This window comes from Lactobacillus acetotolerans DSM 20749 = JCM 3825, assembly GCF_001436775.1.
Lineage (GTDB): Bacteria > Bacillota > Bacilli > Lactobacillales > Lactobacillaceae > Lactobacillus > Lactobacillus acetotolerans.
This window is the reverse complement of the sequence record NZ_AYZC01000020.1, coordinates 1-20,697: the sequence shown is the minus strand read 5'-3', so window position 1 is coordinate 20,697 and position 20,697 is coordinate 1. Positions and strand designations below refer to the sequence as shown.

The window sequence follows — 20,697 nt, the reverse complement described above, 5'->3', positions numbered from 1 at the left end:
AGCTAAATTATAAGTCTAGCACAATAGTAAAAGGCCCATCGTTTTCTAAGCTGACTTGCATATCTGCTCCAAATTTACCGGTTTCAACTTTAAAGCCATCATTTTTAAGTTCTTCATTAAAGTCTTCCCATAGTTCTTTAGACTTAGGTGGTCTCATTGCGTGGACAAAACTAGGACGGTTCCCCTTCTTAGTATTTGCTAAAAGGGTAAATTGACTTACACTAAGAATTTCACTTTTAACATCTTTTAAAGACAAATTTGTCTTACCATTTTCATCTTCAAAAATACGCATTTTAGCGATCTTATCAGCTGCCTTCTTAATCGTAGCCAGCTCATCACCTTCTTTAATGCCAACTAGCAAAAGCAAACCTTTACCAATTTTGCCTACTGTCTTGCCACCAATGTCTACTTGAGCGTGATTAACTCTTTGAATTACAACTCGCACTAGTTATCCGACCTCTTTGTCTTGTATACATCAGGAATATCCCGTAATTTACTTAAAATATCTTCTAATTGCGTAGAATTTCTAACAGCAACGGTCGCATAAATATGCGCAATGTTTTCATCATTAACTTTTCCAGAGATATTATTAATATTATTAGTTAACGAATTAAGCTTATTAACAACGTCACCAAGTAGGTTGCTACGGTTGTAGCCAAAGACCTCAATATCAGCATTAAATGCCTGGGCGCTATTTTCTTCAACGTTCTCCCATTCAACGTCAATTAAACGACCTTGACCAGCGACCTTTTTAGTAATATTACGACAATCGGCTCTATGAATAGTTACTCCTCGGCCCTTGGTAACGTAACCAATAATGTCATCCCCCGGAACTGGGTTACAACATTTAGCCAGATGTAGCATTAAATCACTGATACCTTGGATCATAACACCATTCTTGTGCTTAATCTTCATCGGTGAGGTCGAATTCTTACTTGGTTGCTTTTCTGAAGAAGATTGTTGGCCGGAATTTAAAATTTCCTTCTCGTATTCCTTTTGTTTCTTCTTCTCGTTTTGACGTCGAAGCTCTAAGGTAAGCCTATTAACGATTCCAATTGCAGACTGATCACCAAAACCAACCGCCGCAAACATTTCATCGGCAGTATGGTAATTAAATTGATCCAAGATCTTTTCAATATGGTCTTTGTCCATAAAATCTTTAGGAACTAACCCCTGATCATGCAATTGATCGGCAACCATTTGCTTACCCTGCTCAATGCTATTTTGCCGGTCCAAACCTCTAAAGTAACGACGAATTTTATTACGTGCCCGTGAAGTCTTGACACTATCAACCCAGTCACGTGATGGCGTAGCATTTGCTTGCGTCATAATTTCAACGACGTCACCATTTTTCAGTTTGTAATCCAGTGGAACCAATTTATTATTTACCTTAGCCCCTACAGCATGATTACCTACTTGAGTATGAATCGCATAAGCAAAATCAAGGGTTACTGAACCTTTAGGAAGTTCGTACACTTCGCCTTTGGGCGTAAAAACGTAAACTCTATCAGAGAAAATATCACTTTTTACGCTCTTCATGAATTCGCCGGCGTCTTTGGTTTCATCCTTTAATTCAAGAATTTCACGAACCATATCCAACTTTTCATTGGAACTAGTTTGCTTTACACCATTAAAGTTACCACGTTTGTATGCCCAGTGGGCAGCAACACCATACTCAGCGACCGCGTGCATTTGTTCAGTTCTAATCTGAATTTCAAGTGGTCGGCCACCAGGTCCGATAATGGTCGTATGAAGTGATTGATAACCATTAACCTTTGGCACGGCAATATAATCCTTAAACCGCCCCGGCATTGGCTTCCACTTAGTATGAACAGCACCCAAAACCGCATAACAATCCCGAACAGTTTTTACAATGACCCGCACAGCAAGCAAATCATAGATTTGATCGAAGTCTTTATGCTTATTAACCATCTTTTTATAAATAGAATAAATATGCTTAGGCCGGCCGTAAATATCATATTTAATACCTAAGCCGTCTAAAGTTTTTTTCAGGCTCTTAATGGCATCGTCAATATACTTTTCACGTTGACTACGCTTTGCGTCCATCAAATTAACAATTCGATAGTAAGCTTCTGGGTTTAAATAATGGAAACTCATATCCTCTAATTCCCACTTAATGGATCCAATACCCAAGCGGTCAGCTAATGGCGCGTAAATATCCATGGTTTCTGAAGCAATCCTACGTTGCTTATCAGGACGCAAATGTTGCAAAGTATGCATATTGTGCAAACGATCAGCTAACTTAACCATAATTACTCGCAGGTCTTTAGCCATTGCAATCAACATCTTGCGGTGATTTTCGGCTAAAAATTCTTGGTGAGACTTATAATGGTACTTTTTTAATTTGGTTACGCCATCAACTATAAAAGCAACATCTTTACCAAATTCTCTCTTAATATCGTCATTAGTAGCGGCTGTATCTTCTACGGTATCATGCAAAAATCCTGCTGCTACCGTGTCGGGATCGAGGCCAAGCTTAGCCAAGGTACCCGCAACTTGAGTTGGGTGAACAATATAAGACTGGCCAGAAGCGCGTTTCTGGCCTTTATGAGCTTTAGCAGCAAATTTATAAGCTTTTTCAACAAAAGCAACCTGCTTTTCATCCATATATTTCTTACAGGCATCAATAACCTGGTCATGAGTCATCTCAACATACTTCGACATACACAATCACCCCTTCTAGTTGTAGATATGTTTATTCATTAGCCCAAATATTTCAAAAATGAGGTAAATCAATCCAAATAACAAATTATAGTTAGCAAATCTAATCATAACTATTAAACAGAACAGAATCGGTAGAAGTAATAACCACCAGAATTTCAAGTGTAATTTTTCAATTAATTTACCAACATGGTAACTAATAAAGCAATTGATAATTATAAAAAGTAAGCCTACCCGCACAATAACCGGTATACTCAGTAAACTAAATAAAAGAGGCAAAATGGCAACTAATAGACTCCACCAAATAACTGACATCGCTTGATACTGATTTAATTTTTTTAATATTGGAATTTGCTTTATTTTATGTCCAATTTTACTCATAAAATTATAGCCTCTCGTTTTTAAGCCAACAGGCTCATTTTAACTTTATATTATAATACATTTTTACTTATCTTTCCTAACAATTACTAAGCCAACCCATCTTCCTTGTTGCATAGACAGGTCAATCTTAAAGTCATTTGCATTCAAAGCTCTTTTTATTTTAGGCATTTGTAGGTAATCAATTCCAGAAAAGATAGCTTGACCGTTTTTATTTAAATGACTATCAAGTTGCGGAATTAAATTAAGCAGAATTTCCGCTAAGATGTTTGCAACAATAATATTAAATTTACCCTTTACATCGGCCAAAAGATCGGTTTTATGGACACTAATATTATGCAAATCATTAAGCGCAATATTTTCCTTTGCTGCTGTTACCGCTTCGTCAGAAATATCAGTAGCCAAAATCTTTTTTGCACCTAATTTAGCCGCAGCAATTGCCAAGATACCAGAACCAGTGCCGACATCAACTACCGTAGACGGACGAATCATTGCTCGTTCAATCCCCATCAATGCTAACTGGGTTGTTTTATGGTTACCCGTCCCAAAAGCTAGGCCTGGATCAAGTTTAATCAGCTGCTGGTCTTTAAACACCGGCTTATAATGTTCCCACTTAGGTACAATAGCTAAATGCCGGGAAAAGTCAATTACGTGGTAATATTTTTGCCATGCGGTATTCCAATCTTGATCAGCGATATAAGAAGTCCGTATATTACCTTCACCAATGTTTAGGCCGTAACCCTTTAATTCCTTTAATTTAGCACGGTATTTTTTAACCAGTTCGTCTTTATCTGCTTCCTGATCGAAGTAAGCAATAAATTGTGTATCCTTAGGAAGATCTTTAATATCGTCCATTTCTACCACAGTTGAATCATGTAGCCAACCAGCCTTTTTAAAATCATCGCGATTTCTAGTTTCAGTTCCTAAAGCATTTAAATTATCTTGACTAAAAACACTTAGAGCATCTTCAACCTCATGACTAGTAGCAATTTTTATAACTAATAATTTCAAAAAAATAAACTCCCTTTTTATTTTTCCCTTGGCAAATGCTATCATTGAAAAAGGTGGTATAAATGTCAAAAAAGAAAAGTAAACTTGAAAAAACGTTAGTCGAAAAAATTCTTGACCGGGACAAAGTTCCCTATCGTCAAGCCGAATTTGCAACCCACAAAGATTCTGGTGGTGTTGCAAAGATGGATACTTCTATTTTAAACGAGAATGAACATTTGGTCTACAAGACGTTGGTTTGTAGTGGTAACAAAACTGGCCCATTAGTCGGGGTGGTCCCGGTTACAGAACATTTGAGCATGAAAAAATTAGCCAAAAATTCTGGTAATAAAAAGTGCGAAATGCTTCCGCTTAAAAAACTTGAAAAGACAACCGGTTACGTTCATGGTGCAAATACACCGATCGGTATCTACTTTAACCACCACTTCCCTATTTACCTTGATGCAGGGATGAAAAATGAGGAAGAAGTCGGTGTTTCTAGTGGTAAAGTTGGGCGTAGCGTCTTCATTAAACCAGCCGATTTACAAAAAGTTACCCACGCAACTTTTTGTGATTTACTAGAATAAGTTTGAATACTAAAAAACGAGCAGTTTAAGCTGCTCGTTTTTTTAGATTTTAATTTAAGCCTTTACAACAAAAATAAAATAATTACTTTATAATATAAGAGGACAAAATAAAAACTTATAATAAGGAATAAAGTAATGACACAATTAACCGATGAACAACTCGCAAATATTGCGCATGATTATTATTTAAGTAAATTAAATATTGCAGATATTTCACAGAAATATAGTCTTTCACGGTATCTAATAACTAAAGCGTTAGACGACGCTCAAGATAAAGGTATTGTTAAAATCAACATTTATCAAAATACGAAACGGGACGAAAAATTAGAACGAAAATTTCTGCAACTTTTCGATTTAAAAGACGTCTTCATCTTACGAAATCTCGATACTAAGAATCAAGATAATGAAGCTATGGTCACCTTTGCCGCCGAACAATTGCAAAATTACCTTAAATCAGCAAAAGTCGTTGGCTTAACTTGGGGAACTCTAATACGTGACATCATTAATAACTTTAATGAAGAAAATCACGAAGACTTAACCTTCGTACAACTTTTGGGACAGGCTGTTAATTCAAGTAAGCGGAAGAATCCTTTGACTCAAGATGCAGCTGAGAAATTCAATGCCAAATGCCTAACTTTACCAGCTCCTCTTTATGCAATTCACCCAACTTTAATCAAAGAAATTCAAAAAGAACCGTTCTACCAGCATATAAAAAATTACTATAAAAAGATTGACCTTCTATTTGCAAGCGTCGGGACACTTCAATCAGTTGAATCCAGCCAATTCTTTATGAAATACTATGAGAAGAAATTATTTGCTAACAACAATAAAAATAAGATTGCAGGGATGATTTTCGGTCGGCCATTTGACATTAATGGCAATTTTATGAACCAAATTGAACCCCACATTTGTGGTATTAGCTTGGATGATATTATGAAAACCCCTATCCGCTTTGTTATCGTTAAAAATAGGTTTAAGGAAGATGCACTGTTAGGAGCACTTCGAAGTGGTGTGATCACGCACCTAATAACCAACAGTGGGATTGCCGAAAGGGTATTACAAAAGAACAAAGCAAACTCTTAGTTAAATTCTTCACCATAAATTTTAGAAATATAATCTTGTAATTCACTTACTGAATGCCGTCTCGAGCGTGAACATTCTTTGGCGGGTCGATTACATAAAAAACACTTGCGGACCGGATAACCTAAATCTTTCCGAGAAATTGCATTACTCTGTCCTTTAATCAAAACATCGGCATCAAACAATCTGCCAAGTTTTGTTTTATCTTCAAAGTCAGTTGTAACCTTTTTTACACCGTTTGCATTATCATCGAGAACATAAAAATTTTCTGAACCTGTATCTTCATCTAAATGTTTAATTAACTGGTAGTGAAAATTATTCCTTTTGAATTTTCCTTCCAATTCATTAACTCCCCGATTAAATAATTTTTCTAAGTAGTGATTATTCTTAATTGGTCCTGGAACGTTTAAATTAACGTCTACTAACGTTTTGTTCGGATACTTTGTAAAAATTTCCTGCTGCAAAGCCACTCTTTTATCTTTACTAGCAAGTACTTCAGCAATACTTTGCTTTTTACCTTCATTAAAAATAGATTTCATTTTTTCTATTTCCCCTTAAATTAAAATCAGTTAAATTCATTATAACCAAAAAGCCAGAAAATAAGCTATCACTTATTTTCTGGCTTAATTATTTAGCAAAATTAATCTTTAACCTGTTTAATAGTGTCAATAATTGTACCATCACGATATTCAATTAAAGCAACTGTCTTATCAGTATATTCAAGTGGCTTTGGGGTACCAACTTGTTCTTGAGCTAATTTTTGCAAATCTTTAATGTCAAGAATCTTTAATCCTGGAACCTTAGAAAAGGCTTTGATTAAATCTTGCCGCTTAGGATTAATAGCAATTCCACGTTCAGTTACAACAACATCGATTAAATCACCAGGTGTTACCACTGTCTCAACGTTAGGGACAATTGTAGCATTCCGACCACGTACAAGTGGCGCAGTAATAATGGTCATCTTAGCATTAGCTGCATCTTGGTGACCACCAATAGCACCACGAATAATGCCATCTGAACCGGTCATAACATTAACGTTGAAGTTGGTGTCAATTTGTAAAGCTGACAAAATCGATACATCCAAGTTATTAACGACGGCCCCCTTGTTGTGAGGATCGGCATACCATGAAGCATCAATCTCTTGTTGATCCTTATTCTTAGCCATTGATGCTGCAGCACCCTTATCAAAGTCCTGAACATCCATAATTTTCTTGACTAAACTCTCATCAAGTAAATCAGTGGTTGGTTTAGTAATACCACCTAATGCAAATGAGGCGGTAATCCCGTCATCAATCATTGATTGGCGAAGATAACGGGTAACTGCAAGCGCAGCACCACCTGAACCGGTTTGAAATGAAAAGCCTTGCTTATAATACGGTGAATTAACGATCACTTGGTTAACCATCTGAGCAATTTTCAATTCCTTAGGATCTTTGGTGAAACGAGTTGCACCTGAACCAATCTTGTCTGGATCACCAATTTTATCAACTTTAACAACATAATCAACTTGATCTTGTTTAATTGAAGCCGGAGTATTTGGATAATCAACAATATTATCGGTTAATAAAACAACTTTATTGGCATACTGTGCATCCATTAATGCATAGCCTAGTGAGCCAAAGATTGCATCCCCATCTTGACCATTTGCATTACCTGCTGGATCAGATACAGGAACGCCTAAGAAGGCAACATCAATTTTGATTTCACCCTCTTCGATTGAACGGGCACGGTTGCCATGAGAACGGAAAATAACCGGATTCTTTAAACCACCGTGAGATACAAAGTCACCAAGCGAACCACGCATACCTGAAGAAGTAATATGCGTAATTACACCTTTTTTAATGGCTTCAATAACTTTGTCATTCATGACACCAGTCAGTGATGATGGGGCTAAGGTTAAATCCTTATAACCCATCTTAATAATTAAGTCCATTACCTTATTAAAGGCATAGTCACCATTTCTGAAGTGGTGGTGAAATGAGATAGTCATCCCATCCCGCAAGTTTTCCTTAATAACGTCTTCAAGTGAATCAACAACTTTATTCTCATCGGAAGTTACACGAACTTTAGGTGCAACACGCTGAACTTCTGGGTGACCAATATCAGTAGATTCAAATGGTTTTAAATTCATTTTTGACATTAAATCATCTGGTAATTCACGTTTTACTTTATTCTCCAATGTAATTACCCTCCTCATCAATTAAATTAGAAGCTTTTGCAGTCTCAAGTACACGGGTAGCCTTAGCAACAACTGGTTTGTCAACCATCTTTCCGTTCATGGAAATAACACCTGAACCCTTTGCTTTGGCCTCACGAATAGCATTTTCAACTGCTTTAGCGTTTTCAATTTCATCTTTACTTGGGTTAAACACTTTATTAACCATAGGAATTTGTCGTGGGTTAACAAGAGACTTCCCGTCATAACCTAATTCATAAATATACTTAGTCTCACGGTAAAAGCCATCAGTATCGTTCATGTTAGAAAAGACGGTATCAAAAGCGTAAACATCAGCTGCACGTGCAGCTTGTAAAACCATGTTCCGGGCAAATTCAAGTTCACGACCATCTGGATAACGGTGAGTGTGCATATCAGCAGTATAGTCTTCACCAGAAACTGCTAATCCCATCATAAGTGGTGTGGAAGTGGCAATTTCAGGCGCATTTAGGACACCCTTAGCACTTTCAATAGCAGCCATCACACCAATTGAATCTTTTTTAACACCATATTCTTCTTCAGCTTTTTCCATGTCTTTAACCAATTTTTGGATCATTGCTGCTGATTCAGTTTTTGGTAAACGAATAACGTCAACTCCAGCTTTAACCATGGTTTTAACATCTTCGTCATAAAATGGTGTATCTTGTCCGTTGATCCTGACAACAATTTCAGCTCCGCCAAAATCAACCGTTTTAATTGCATTATAAACGAGCATCCTTGCTGCATCTTTTTCAGTAATAGAAACAGCATCTTCGAGGTCGAGCATGATTGAATCTGCACCGTAAATTCCAGCATCTTTGATCATAGCCGGATTATTGCCTGGCACAAACATCATGGTACGGCGTAAACGATTTTTTACATAAGTCATTCTTTACAATACCCCCAATTCTGGTTTATCTGAAGTTTCAGTAGCTCTTTGAGCGGCTGCTAAAGTACGCGCCTCAATTACACAATCAAGGGCACCCTTATCAGTTGCTTTAACCTTTACATTATCTAATCCATATTTCTTTAGAGTGTCAGTAATCACTTTTTTAATTTGATCACCATAAGCCTTTGCTACTTCTGAGTCTAAATCTATTTGGATACCGTCCGTACCCTTAGAAATCATAATCTGAATATCAGACGATTCGAGTGTGCCTGCGACACCTGTAGTCTTAATTTCCATCAATATTCATTCCTTTCTTGATCCTATCTTGTAAAATTTCTTTATTATTTTTAATAAAATCCATCGTTGTAGATGGTACTAACTTTTGAATAGCCAACAAATTATCATCTTTAATTAATTGCCGAACTTTGGTTGCAGTTATTACTTGCCCATTAACTTCATAACGCGGCACAAGAATAACTTTGATACTTGGCTCAAGCACTTGAATCAAACTTTGGTTATAAAAACTAGTCGTTCGCGAAAAAGGCTCTGTTCCAATATACCTACTATTTATAAACAGACACGGTGCAATAATATTTTTAAAAACATTGGCATCAATTTGCGTCTGTGTTGCAACCAGATCATCTGGAGATTTTAAAAAATATGCTGGAAAAGTCGCTCGAGAGACCATGTAGTCCCCACCACTAACAACAAAAATATTTTTGAGATCAGCAGTCCCAGCTTGTACCAACTTCATTCTTTCATCTGTATTAAATAAAGATGCATTGGCCGCAACCACAAATACGTAAACTAAATCATTTTCTTGATTGGCAAGTTCTATTAAATGCCGGTGCCCAAGTGTGAATGGATTTGCATTCATAACTATTGCAGCTACTTTTTTATTTTTTTGATCCTTTACTTTAGGAATCGTATCTAAAAAAGCATTTACATCTGGCGTTCCACTTTCTAAAAAAGCAGCCTGTTTGGTATGAGCCAGTTCATTAAAGCCTAAATGCTGAAAACTTTTAGAATACTTTGCCTTTGTAAAAACAAAACTATGAAAAATTTTTTGGTTAAAAATATATTGTTGTAATGCTGTCACAATTTTATTGAAACGTGCCCCCGGTTGAGCCCCCTCATTACAAACACCAATATATTTCAAAACATTGCCAGCTATACTTCCAGTTCCAACAAGATTACCGGCATCATCAACCAAACCTAAAGTATGATCAATAACATCAATTTCTCTAGAACTAAAATTATTCAAACCCAATTTTTCCAAAAAATGTTTCCATTTTCTTCTAGTAGAGGAATCATTTAAATAAAGGTCAACAACTTTATCCATTCATTCACTTCCTTCAGTTATAGTTTGTGCAAATAAATACAACTTATTCAACACCTTTAGTTTACTCTATTATTTAAATTATTACAATTTATACTTTAAAATTTTAAATATTTAAAAAATGTAAGCTATTACAAATAACTTTAATAAAAATAAATGTTTTGCACTTCACATTTATCACTAGCACTACAGCAAGTTATTTTTAGTCAAAAATTTCATTATTGCGTCATGCATTTTTACCGGCTGTTCTGCTTGAATAAGGTGACCACAATTTGAAATGACTTCAGTACCTATCTTTTCGTTTAAAATTTTTATAGCTTCAGTAAAATGATAATCAAAAAAGGGTGAGTTCTTACCTGCTAAAACAAGCATTGGCAGTTGAGCGTCTATCAGCACATCACGCCAATCTTCCTCTGCATGATTAATTAAGCATTTATAATTATCATCTGGATTATAGGGATGTTTGGCATTTTCTTGTTTAGCCTTATTAAACATTGAATCATCAATATGATTATAAAAAGCTTTCCCAAAATCTAACTTCAAATAATCTGGATAATTGTCCCAAGTTAAGTCTTTAAAACCATATTGCCAACTCTTATCGGCAATCATCTTAGGAGATTGATCCAAATCGATAATGGCACTGAATCGTCCTGGACCATAGATCGACAAATATGACCATAAATTGGATGCTCCCATTGAATTACCGATTCCAATAACGTTAGTTAAATTTAAATTAACTAAAAGTTCCTCAACGTCAGCAGCATGACGACTAATTCTTTGCCCCTTATAAGTCCGTTCTGATGAACCCTGATTTCTAGGATCAAGCACAATAAACCTAAATTTATCCTTAAAAAGTTCAATTACTTTGCCCCACATTTGACTTGAACCGCCAATACCAGGTATTCCTAACATTGTTGGCTTATCTATATCACCCGTATCCGAATAATGCAGATTAACCTTATCACTTGTTTTAAAATCCATTTAACTTACCTCTTTCTTGACCGATCAATTTAAGCCTAGCAAAGAAAAAACAATCTGAAAATATAATCAGATTGTTTTTATTAATTACTAATTTTTACCAAACACCGATTATCTTCATCCAGAATGTTCCTACAATACCAAAGATAAGCAGATAAATGATACCTAAAACAAAGTTCATCTTCCACCATTCACCCTGTTTAACGTATCCGGTAGTTGCCAAAATGGAAGCAGGTCCATTGGCGTAATGAGTAGTTGAAGCATTGATTGCACCAGTAAATGCTAAGAGCATTGCTGACAAACCAAGCGGTGCACCAGTTGCAACAGCAACTGATAAGAACGGAAGGTAAAGTGCAGTCATGTGAGCTGTACCACTAGCAAAGAAGTAGTGCGTATAGAACATCAAAAGAACTAATATAGCGAGGACTATTTTCCAACTAATTCCGTGCAAACCATTTTGAATAAGCTTTGAGAACCAGCCAATAAATCCATAAGAAATTAATTTACCGGCCATGAAGATTAAAATTGAAAGCCAAATCAAAATGTTCCAAGCACCTGTTTGCTTCAAAGCGTCTTTCATAGTCAAAACACCAGTAACCAGGAGAAGTGCTACGGCTAAGAAAGCTACAAAAGTTGAGTCTAGTTGTGGAATCTTAAAGAATCCGGACAGAACCCAAAGCACAATGGAAAGTGCAAATACAGCGGCCATAATCTTTTCGGGCTTTGAAATGGGACCCATTTCTGCCAAACGGTCATCAGCCCACTTCTTAGCATTAGGTATTTCTTTAATTTCAGGTGGAAACATCTTATAAATAACCAACGGAATAATAACCGTAGCTACGGCTACCGGGACGATAGCGGCAATGAACCAGCCGCCCCAGGTCATCGTATAACCCTTTTGTTGGGCCATTTGTTGCGCAACCATATTTGGAGCCGCACCTGTAATAAACAATGCAGTAGAAAGAATATTCGCATGAAAAGCCATAAAGTCCAGGTAAGCACCGATTTTCTTACGTGACGGGCTATTTGGTTTAGAATCATAACTTTCTGAAATTGATTCAGTAATTGGCCAAACAACACCACCCGTACGGGCACTGTTAGATGGAATCAAAGCACCAAGAACTAATTCCAAGCCAGTAATTGCATAACCGATACCCAACGATTTTTTACCAAATCGCCGGATCATCCAATAAGCAATTCTGTTGCCCAAACCGGTTTTACTAATTCCATATGCCATAATGAATGCCATGGCAATTAACCATGAGGCTGAATTGCTAAAAGCACTGAGAACACCAGTATCCGTAACTGCACCAGTCTTGGGATTAACAACATCTTTCATAGGTGCTAAATCAACAAGAACGGTAACAACTAACCCAACTAAGGTAGTTCCTCCAATTGGTAAGGGCTTGGTAATACAGCCAACTATCGTTGCAACAAAGACTGCAAACATCTCCCAGGCTTGCGATGATAATCCTGCTGGACGCCAAGGCGTAATGCACCATAAAATAATTCCAATTATTAAAGGCCAAATAAAACCTTTATAATTTACTTTTTCTAGAGTTTTCATAAGTTTTCCTCTTTATTTATGGGCGATAGATATCGTCAATAACATTAAATCCTTTATCTTTAAGTGCATCATCCACCCAAGCTAAATCTGCTGTACCCTTACTGAAGGCGGCAGCCTTTGCATCATCTTTTTTATGAAAGGCTTGAGCTTTTGGTAGAAGTTCTGCTGCTTCTTTTCTTGGAATAGAAATTACACCATCAGGATCACCTAAAATTATGTCTCCCGGGTAAACACTGATATTACCGCAAGCAACAGGAACGTTGACCTCACCAGGGCCCTCTTTATAAGGTCCTCCCGGAGTAGTACCAGTTGCATAAATTGGCAACTTCCAATTTTGAAGACTATCGATATCACGCATCGGTCCGTCAACAACGACACCAGCAACGTGCCTTTGATCACGGAGCCAAGTCATCATAACCTCACCAATGACAGCCCTTGTATCATCACCTTCATCATTAATAACAACAACATCACCTGGATGACAATATTTAAGTGCTGCATAAATAGCTAAATTGTCACCTGCTCTTGTATGAACAGTGAAAGCTGGACCACACATCTCCTGATCTGGATTCGACATCAATTGAATCCGTGGATTCATTGCGTTGCTTCTTTCCATACAATCAGCAACGTTTGAGGCTGGAAGCTTTGCAAAGCTCTTAACAACCTTGAGATCAGGCATTTCACGCTTTAAATAAATTCTTTTACCAACTTGCATTTTTATATATCCTTTACAAATTAGATTAATTTAATTCAAATCAATTCCGTCTAAAACTTCTTGCATCTTATTGGCTGAATTAAGCATTTTTTCTTTTTCAATATCTGAAAGGTTAGTTTCAATTACGTGGCTAATACCATTACCATCAATAGCTGTTGGCGTGCCCAGATAAAGCTCATGTTTGATGCCGTATTCACCATTAATTGGTGCTGATAACGGAAGAACAATAGAACGATTATCCAAAATAGCACTAACAATTTGGGTGAGCATCATGGCTACACCGTAAAAGGTAGCACCTTTATTTGCGATAATCTTTCCACCCTTTTTACGTACATCTGTTTCAATATTATTTAAAACATCGTCATCAATTTCTTTATAATTACGAAGTGGTTTATTGTTTACCCTTGATTCATCAAAGTTTTCAAATGATGTATCACCATGTTCACCCAAAACCATTGAGTTAACTGCAGCTACTGGAACATTCAGTTTCTTAGCTAATTCAACGCGAAGACGGGCTGAATCAAGTGACGTACCAGTACCAATTACCCGATTCTTTTGGAAACCAGATAACTTCTGAGTTAACGTGGTTAAAATATCAACCGGGTTAGCTGAAACAACAAAGACACCTTTAAATCCTGAATCGACAACTGGCTTAACAATACTCTTCAAAATTTTGACGTTCTTATTCACTAAATCCAGTCTTGTTTCACCTGGTTTACGAGGAACACCAGCTGTAATTACAACAACATCTGCATCCTTTGCGTCAGAATATTCACCAGAATGAATATTGGTCTCACCCATAAAGGGATTAATATCCTCCAGATCCATTGCATCCCCAACTGGACGCTTCTTAACGACATCAGCGATGATCAATTCATCTACATTAGTATTCTGCAAAAGATCATTTGCAAAAGTTGAACCTACGGCACCATCACCGACAAGTAATACTTTTCTACTCATAATTTAATTTCCTTTCAAGCTTTAAAAATAACTTGTTCTTCTTTACACAACCAATTATATACTAAACGCTTTCATTTTTTCAATATTTTCAAATAAATAATTGTTTTTTTAATTATTTAAAATATTTAGCAAGATTTAAAACTTAATTATCTTGTGGTAGTTTTCACTTTTTCAATCAAAACAATAAAAAAACATCTATGCTACTATGCACAGATGTTTATCGATATTCAATTTAACTTAATTTATCAGCTAACGAATAAATTTGGTCATTTGTATTCCTGCCTGACGACCAAAAACAACAGTTTCGGCTACTGAATTGCCACCAATACGGTTATTACCGTGAAGTCCGCCGGAAACTTCACCAGCAGCATAAAGACCTTTAATTATATTACCATTGGTATCTAAAACCTCAGTCTTAGGGTTAATGTGAATTCCACCCATCGTATAATGAACAGCTGGATGAATATGAATTGTAAAGTACGGACCCTTATCAATCGAACGGTCCATGCCGGTTGTTCTACTAAACTCCCGATCATCTTGATCAGAAACGGCTTTATTCCAAGTAGTTACAGTTTCTTGCAAATTATTAGGATCAACTCCAATAATTTGGGCTAAATCTTCTAAATTATCACCATGTTCAACTAAACCAACGTGGTCATAAAATTCTACAGCTTGGAAATGATCACGAATACCTTGATCAAAGATCAAGTACGCACCGTCTTCATGTAAAGCAGTAATCGCATCAGACACAATCTTACGAGTATTTAGTTCATTAACGAACCTTTTACCTGCTTTATTAACCAAAATTGCTCCTTCACCCCGTAAACCTTCACCAATCAAATAAACATGATCGGTATCAGTTTGAGCAGTTGGATGAACCTGGATAAAGTTCATTTGTGTGAGTTGAGCATCAAGAGCACTGGCAAGTTTCAATCCATCACCAGTTGCACCAGCCTGGTTGGTTGTTTGATAATTTACTAAGTCAGGACGATACTTTTTAATAATTTCTTTAGAGGCACCAAAACCACCGGATGCTAAGAGTACAGCTTTCGCTGAGATTTTCTTAGTGCCATTTGCTGTTTTAACTTCGACACCATTAACTTTCTTCTTATCATCCTGTAAAAGTTTAGTGACCTTAGTTTTATTAAATACGGGAATATCTTCTTTTTGAACTTGTTTTAAAGTTTGCGTAATCAAATAATTGCCAACTGGTGCCATCGAAGCCGGACGATGAGCACGTTTTTTACTCATTCCACCAGTAAGAGTTAGGTCAGTTAGTTCGACCCCATGTTCCATTAACCAACTAATAGCAATCGCTGAATGATTAACAAAATATTTAAGTAAGTCACGATCATTTAACAGACCGCCACCCTTTAATGTTTCTTTGTAAAAGTCTTTATTATTATCAATAATTCCTTCTTTTAACTGCACTAAACTTTCTGAAGCGTTCATACCCGATGAGGCACGCTGGGTGTTACCACCTAAACGATCATTTTTTTCAAAAACGACAACGTTTAAGCCTAATTCATGTGCTTGAATAGCTGCAGTCAAGCCGGCTCCGCCTGACCCAACAATTATCGCATCATAATTATTTTTAATTTCAGAACTATCTTTGGGGGTAAAAATAAATTTTGCCATTTTCTCTCCTATAATTACTCTTCTGGTTTTGTTTTATCAATATTAGTCATCTGCATGTAATCCATCCACTCATCATATTGCTTTTCGGTGACCTTACCACTCTTTAAAGCGGCTTCCCTCAAAGTTGTGCCTTCCTTATCAGCAGTTTGAGCAATTTTAGCAGCAGCATGATAACCAATGTGTGGTGATAATGCAGTGACTGTCATCAATGAATTCTCAAGCAATTCATCCATTCTATCAGAGTTAACCGTTAAACCATGAATCATTTTATCAGCAAAACCAGTTATGGTCCCCGTCAAAACGTCACAAGAATCTAAGAATGCCGCAATCATTACGGTTTTAAAAACATTCATCTCAAAGTTACCTTGTGAAGCTGCAAAGGTAATGGTGGTATCATTACCAAACACTTTGGCAGCAGCCATCGTTACGGCTTCTGACTGAGTTGGGTTTACTTTCCCAGGCATAATGGAAGATCCTGGTTCATTTGCTGGGATATTTAACTCATCGTAACCCGCACGAGGACCAGATGCTAAGAAACGAACATCTTGAGCAATCTTAAACATATCCGCAGCTAAAGTTTTGAGTGCACCATGCATTACATTAATACCTGAATGATGTGCTAAGCCCCAGAATTTATTAGTCTTAACCTTAAAATCGTGCCCGTATACTTTAGATAATTTTTTGGCTATTTTTTCAGTCATACCTGGTACAGCGTTTAAACCTGTGCCAACAGCGGTACCACCTATAGCTAGTTCATATAAAGTAGGCTTTAAATCTTTAATGTAAGCTAAATCATGCTTTAAAGCTGAAATATAACCGGATACTTCTTGTCCAAAAGTTACTGGAGTTGCATCTTGTAAGTGTGTACGCCCAACTTTAACAGTCTTCCAGTACTTATTTTGTTTAATCTTTAATTCATCAATTAAATGTTGAACGGCTGGCTCTAATTTATCTAATGCTTTGACAGCAACAATATTCATTGCCGTTGGAAAAGTGTCGTTTGATGATTGACCACGATTAACATCATCATTTGGCAAAATATTAAGACCTGGATGAAGTTTATTTGCCAAATTAGCAACAACCTCATTTACATTCATATTACTTTGGGTACCCGAACCTGTTTGAAGTACGTGTAATGGAAAATCTTTGCGCAAGTCTACATCATCCAATGAGAGTAAATGATCAATTGCATCCTCAATTGCTGCACCTTTTTCTTTAGGCTCATCCCCTACTTCGACATTCGATTCGGCAGCAGCTTTCTTTAAATGAAGAAAAGCGCGGATAATTTGCAGTGGCATTAATTCACCACTCGGAAAATTGTTACGACTCCGTTCAGTTTGCGGACCCCATAAAGCATCTTTAGGTATTTTTACGGGACCAATTGTGTCACTCTCAATACGGTATTCTTGTTTACTCATATTAATTTTCTCCTCATATAGTTAACCTATTAATATAATTAACATATCATCATTTATTATAATACCTGGAAAGGCTTTCTTTTTCAATATTTTAAAAATAAATGTACTATTTTTATATTTTTTAAAATAATTAACTATAGAAAAGTAGACACAATTTCATAAGCTATATATATTATTTATCGGTTATTGGTATGATCTTTTTTGCGTAAAAGTTCCTAATCTTTGACCGAACATTCTTTTTCCACATAAGCATATTAGTGTCAGGATGCTCTTTTTTATATTCAATAAATGAATTCCTAGCTAACAACTCATTTAATCCCGATTGTTTATATTCATCCTTCGATAAATCATAATGTTTAATAACAAACTTCAAATCGTCTAAATTTAAGCAATACTTTTTAGAAAAATCGTTAATTAATTCTTCATAAGCTTCATCCATCATTGCTTGTAATATTTCATTAACCTGTTTATTTCTGAAATTCTCTGGGTTCTGCTTAACTTTATCCCATAGACTTTGCAATAAACCGGCCATCACTTTATTAGTCTTCGATAAATCATCAATATAAGTATCTATCTCATTTATTTCAGCATTAGTCTTCTGAACAGATTCATTATCATCAGTAGGAATATAGGTTTGGATTAATTGCAAAATATAGCGATAATCGACTGTTTGTTTGTCGCCAGTTTCCAATTCATAATCTAAATCAAGCGGTTGTTCATCAACGTTAGGATCAATTTGTGGAAGAGTTTTCTTGATATTATCTTTGACAACTTCATAAATTGCTTTAGTTTCCTCAACAAAAGAATCATTTATTCCGTAATCTTTTTCAAGACTGACGTCGTCCCACTGACTATAAGTTTCAGCAGCAGCCAAAGTTTTATCAAAGTTTTGATACTCTTTAGCAAATTTCTCTTGTTCCTTTATGGGAGCATTTAAAATCGTATCTTGGGAAACATTTGAATACTTAACAATCTTTTTTTCTGCATTTTCAAATAATGCCTTTGAAGTATCCCACTTGGGTGCCATTACTTCGTTTGTTCCGCCATCGGAATATAAGGAAATTGCACCATTAATGTCTTCTTTATATTTTTTGGGATATTGAAAAGTGACGATCTGACCAAATTTCTTATCTTGATCAAAAATACGATTAGTTCTAGAAAATGCTTGAATCAAATTTTTATATGGCAAAGGCGGACGGTCTAAATAAAGTGCAGATAAACTAGGCGCATCAAATCCAGTAAGCATTCGATCAACTACTATCACCATATCTAGTTGCTGATCTCGTGGCTTATACTGTTCCTTTTTTCTGGCTAAGCGTTCACTCACATTCGTGTTGTAAGCTCGCAATTCATCCATACTAAAATCGGTATGGTACATAGCATTATAAATTTTCAAAGAATTTTTCATTTCACTTTGATTTGCATCAGCACCATCTTGGTTTTCACCGACCGAATAAGTAATAGCAATCTTAGGATAATCTGGAACTATTTTCCGTATTCTCTTTAAATATTTATTATCGTATTCTTGGTCGTTAATAATTTCCAGGAAATAACGATAATATCTTTGTGCCTGCTTAATAGATTGAGTTGTAAAAAGTGCAGAATAAATGTAGCCGCGGTGATTTTTATTAAAAATCCCCTGTTTACTCCAAGCTTGCTTAAAAATTTGGTTTACGACGGCTTCCATATGGTCTTTAGAAGAATAAATTTGGTCTAATTTTTTAGTATCTGATTCATCTTCAGTTTCTTCAGAATTATATGTCTCTTCTTCAACCTGAAAACCTAAAACGGCTTGATCTCGAATTGCGTCTTTAATCGTATACTTTGCAAGACATGGTCCATATTGCTGAGCCGTAGTTCTAGCATTCTTACCCTTTGCTTCCTTAGCATTTTCAGCAAAAATTGGTGTACCGGTGAATCCAAACCACATCGGTTTATGAGTAAAGAAGCCATCGATTTCGTTCTTTTGGTCTGGTGAAACCGTCCTATGACATTCATCAACAACAAAGGCTAAATTCAACTCTTGCAGTTTATTATAAAGTCGCTTTTGTCCATTATCTTTCTTAATTCGTTTAAATAAGGCCTGCATCTTTTGGCGAGTTGCAATAATGACCTGTTTGTTAGGACTTACTAGCTTTCTAGCTAATTCATAACTATTTTTAGTTTCTTCTACCCTAGTTGTATCGTTTTGTGCGTAGGTCTTAAATGCAGACGTAGTTTGTGTATCCAGATCGTTTCTATCAATTAAAAATACCGTCTTATTGATAGAAGGAATAGATAATAAATTGTGAGCTACTTTATAAGAAGTTAAAGTTTTCCCAGAACCAGTTGTATGCCAAACGTATCCAGATCTTATATTTGAAGAATCATCTGGATGCAAAGCTACCTTATTAATTGCTTCAATCGCTTGAATTTGGTAAGGACGCAACACAATAATATTCTGCTGTTCCTTATCCAAAACAATGTATTCAGTTACCAACTTATGTGCCATTGGAATCGATAAAACACGTTTAGCAAAAGATAAATAATCATGTACAGGCTTATTATTTTCATCAACCCAGGTAGTCAGGAATTTTTCTCTTAATTGTTGTCCAGCAGCAATATACTTTGTCTCTGTTCCATTAGAAATGACAAAAACTTGCGTAGTAGAATATATGCCGTTAAACATTTGCTGATCAATATACTTTTGAATTTGGTTAAAAGCTTCTTTAATACTATGCATCCTATTTTTTAATTCGATATGAATCATAGGAAGACCATTAATTAACAAAGTTACATCATATCGACGATTGCGACCTAAATTATCACGTTTGTGAAGCTGAATCTGATGCACTACTTCATAAACCGAAGAGCCACCAGCAATATTTGTATTATCAATAACCACTAGATCAGCAACACCGAGTTTAGTATCATCTCGTTGAATCGGGAGCTTAACCATTCCATTGGCTCCAGCTAGCCATTCAGCACTTTTATAAAAAGTAGGATGAACTATCTTTGATTTTATAACTGCTTTCTCATTTTCAGTTAAAGGCACCCCATTAAGAATATCTTGGTTATGGGATGTAAGTATTCTAAAAAAGTTTGTCCATAACTGATCCTCAGTTTTTAGATCATCTCTAAAATTCCATTGAGATTTACCATGTTTAAGTTGATTAATTAATTTATCTTCAATTTCCGCTTCTGATTCCAAAAAAATCTCCCATTTCTAAAAAAGCCATTACTTTAAAAATTGAAGTGAGACCTAAAAGTGAGACACTTTTAGGTCTTTTACTATGTCTAAATTTA

General features: G+C 36.0%; 18 protein-coding genes. 2 read left to right on the top strand and 16 right to left on the bottom strand.

What is annotated here, in order from left to right:
• Positions 1-7: 7 nt before the first annotated feature.
• The 4 genes from dtd to prmA form a co-directional block, all read right to left on the bottom strand.
• Entirely contained in the window at positions 8-445 is a 438-nt protein-coding gene (dtd, locus tag FC77_RS04275) for a D-aminoacyl-tRNA deacylase (protein ID WP_054681754.1), read from the bottom strand.
• Complete coding sequence (locus FC77_RS04270) at positions 445-2,685, bottom strand: RelA/SpoT family protein (RefSeq protein ID WP_056970270.1); 2,241 nt, start codon at positions 2,683-2,685, stop codon at positions 445-447. Before FC77_RS04270 ends, dtd begins: the two co-directional genes overlap by 1 nt.
• Positions 2,686-2,700: 15 nt before the next feature.
• Positions 2,701-3,063, bottom strand: coding sequence for a hypothetical protein (locus FC77_RS08065; protein WP_056970269.1), 363 nt, complete (start codon positions 3,061-3,063; stop codon positions 2,701-2,703).
• A 63-nt stretch (positions 3,064-3,126) separates the two neighbouring features.
• Positions 3,127-4,071 carry a 50S ribosomal protein L11 methyltransferase gene (gene prmA, locus FC77_RS04260; protein ID WP_056970268.1) on the bottom strand — a complete coding sequence of 315 codons (945 nt, stop codon included), beginning with the start codon at positions 4,069-4,071 and terminating at the stop codon, positions 3,127-3,129.
• Between the two features lie 62 nt (positions 4,072-4,133).
• On the opposite strand from prmA, the gene FC77_RS04255 reads away from it, so the two are divergent.
• Together FC77_RS04255 and FC77_RS04250 are read left to right on the top strand one after the other, a co-directional pair.
• The gene (locus tag FC77_RS04255) at positions 4,134-4,634 is read left to right on the top strand and encodes an aminoacyl-tRNA deacylase (RefSeq protein ID WP_056970267.1); all 501 of its coding nucleotides are present in this window, start codon (positions 4,134-4,136) and stop codon (positions 4,632-4,634) included.
• Positions 4,635-4,769: 135 nt separating this feature from the next.
• A complete protein-coding gene (locus FC77_RS04250) occupies positions 4,770-5,717 on the top strand; it encodes a sugar-binding transcriptional regulator (RefSeq protein WP_056970266.1) in 948 nt (315 codons plus the stop codon).
• Here FC77_RS04250 and citX read toward each other — a convergent pair.
• From citX to FC77_RS04190, 12 genes are all read right to left on the bottom strand, one after another.
• Complete coding sequence (citX, locus tag FC77_RS04245; protein ID WP_056970265.1) at positions 5,714-6,253, bottom strand: citrate lyase holo-[acyl-carrier protein] synthase; 540 nt, start codon at positions 6,251-6,253, stop codon at positions 5,714-5,716. The two genes, FC77_RS04250 and citX, sit on opposite strands and share 4 nt — an antisense overlap.
• 101 nt (positions 6,254-6,354) lie before the next feature.
• Positions 6,355-7,893: a citrate lyase subunit alpha gene (citF, locus tag FC77_RS04240; RefSeq protein ID WP_151443605.1), complete on the bottom strand. Its 1,539-nt coding sequence runs from the start codon at positions 7,891-7,893 to the stop codon at positions 6,355-6,357.
• Positions 7,883-8,797 (bottom strand): aldolase/citrate lyase family protein, encoded by a 915-nt coding sequence (locus FC77_RS04235; protein ID WP_056970263.1) that lies wholly within the window; start codon positions 8,795-8,797, stop codon positions 7,883-7,885. Before FC77_RS04235 ends, citF begins: the two co-directional genes overlap by 11 nt.
• Positions 8,798-8,800: 3 nt before the next feature.
• Positions 8,801-9,094 carry a citrate lyase acyl carrier protein gene (gene citD, locus FC77_RS04230; RefSeq protein WP_056970262.1) on the bottom strand — a complete coding sequence of 98 codons (294 nt, stop codon included), beginning with the start codon at positions 9,092-9,094 and terminating at the stop codon, positions 8,801-8,803.
• On the bottom strand, positions 9,084-10,139 hold the full coding sequence (gene citC, locus FC77_RS04225) for a [citrate (pro-3S)-lyase] ligase (protein WP_056970261.1): 1,056 nt from the start codon (positions 10,137-10,139) through the stop codon (positions 9,084-9,086). Before citC ends, citD begins: the two co-directional genes overlap by 11 nt.
• Positions 10,140-10,322: 183 nt before the next feature.
• Positions 10,323-11,117 (bottom strand): alpha/beta fold hydrolase, encoded by a 795-nt coding sequence (locus FC77_RS04220; protein ID WP_056970260.1) that lies wholly within the window; start codon positions 11,115-11,117, stop codon positions 10,323-10,325.
• A gap of 94 nt (positions 11,118-11,211) precedes the next feature.
• Positions 11,212-12,681, bottom strand: a complete 1,470-nt coding sequence (locus FC77_RS04215) for a DASS family sodium-coupled anion symporter (protein WP_056970259.1) — start codon at positions 12,679-12,681, stop codon at positions 11,212-11,214.
• Between the two features lie 16 nt (positions 12,682-12,697).
• A complete protein-coding gene (locus FC77_RS04210) occupies positions 12,698-13,396 on the bottom strand; it encodes an RraA family protein (protein WP_056970258.1) in 699 nt (232 codons plus the stop codon).
• A gap of 30 nt (positions 13,397-13,426) precedes the next feature.
• The gene (locus FC77_RS04205) at positions 13,427-14,356 is read right to left on the bottom strand and encodes an L-lactate dehydrogenase (RefSeq protein ID WP_056970257.1); all 930 of its coding nucleotides are present in this window, start codon (positions 14,354-14,356) and stop codon (positions 13,427-13,429) included.
• A gap of 249 nt (positions 14,357-14,605) precedes the next feature.
• Positions 14,606-15,994: a flavocytochrome c gene (locus tag FC77_RS04200; protein ID WP_056970256.1), complete on the bottom strand. Its 1,389-nt coding sequence runs from the start codon at positions 15,992-15,994 to the stop codon at positions 14,606-14,608.
• A gap of 14 nt (positions 15,995-16,008) precedes the next feature.
• Positions 16,009-17,412, bottom strand: coding sequence for a class II fumarate hydratase (locus FC77_RS04195; protein ID WP_056970255.1), 1,404 nt, complete (start codon positions 17,410-17,412; stop codon positions 16,009-16,011).
• A 172-nt stretch (positions 17,413-17,584) separates the two neighbouring features.
• Positions 17,585-20,602 (bottom strand): type I restriction endonuclease subunit R, EcoR124 family, encoded by a 3,018-nt coding sequence (locus FC77_RS04190; RefSeq protein WP_056970254.1) that lies wholly within the window; start codon positions 20,600-20,602, stop codon positions 17,585-17,587.
• Positions 20,603-20,697 lie beyond the last annotated feature (95 nt).

Coding starts and splice junctions, on each gene's coding strand:
- FC77_RS04220 (WP_056970260.1), bottom strand. CDS start 11,117: ATGGATTTTAAAACAAGTGATAAGGTTAATCTGCATTATTCGGATACG.
- citX (WP_056970265.1), bottom strand. CDS start 6,253: ATGAAATCTATTTTTAATGAAGGTAAAAAGCAAAGTATTGCTGAAGTA.
- FC77_RS04250 (WP_056970266.1), top strand. CDS start 4,770: ATGACACAATTAACCGATGAACAACTCGCAAATATTGCGCATGATTAT.
- FC77_RS04235 (WP_056970263.1), bottom strand. CDS start 8,797: ATGACTTATGTAAAAAATCGTTTACGCCGTACCATGATGTTTGTGCCA.
- FC77_RS04270 (WP_056970270.1), bottom strand. CDS start 2,685: ATGTCGAAGTATGTTGAGATGACTCATGACCAGGTTATTGATGCCTGT.
- FC77_RS04195 (WP_056970255.1), bottom strand. CDS start 17,412: ATGAGTAAACAAGAATACCGTATTGAGAGTGACACAATTGGTCCCGTA.
- FC77_RS04255 (WP_056970267.1), top strand. CDS start 4,134: ATGTCAAAAAAGAAAAGTAAACTTGAAAAAACGTTAGTCGAAAAAATT.
- FC77_RS04205 (WP_056970257.1), bottom strand. CDS start 14,356: ATGAGTAGAAAAGTATTACTTGTCGGTGATGGTGCCGTAGGTTCAACT.
- citC (WP_056970261.1), bottom strand. CDS start 10,139: ATGGATAAAGTTGTTGACCTTTATTTAAATGATTCCTCTACTAGAAGA.
- FC77_RS04215 (WP_056970259.1), bottom strand. CDS start 12,681: ATGAAAACTCTAGAAAAAGTAAATTATAAAGGTTTTATTTGGCCTTTA.
- FC77_RS04200 (WP_056970256.1), bottom strand. CDS start 15,994: ATGGCAAAATTTATTTTTACCCCCAAAGATAGTTCTGAAATTAAAAAT.
- FC77_RS08065 (WP_056970269.1), bottom strand. CDS start 3,063: ATGAGTAAAATTGGACATAAAATAAAGCAAATTCCAATATTAAAAAAA.
- FC77_RS04210 (WP_056970258.1), bottom strand. CDS start 13,396: ATGCAAGTTGGTAAAAGAATTTATTTAAAGCGTGAAATGCCTGATCTC.
- citD (WP_056970262.1), bottom strand. CDS start 9,094: ATGGAAATTAAGACTACAGGTGTCGCAGGCACACTCGAATCGTCTGAT.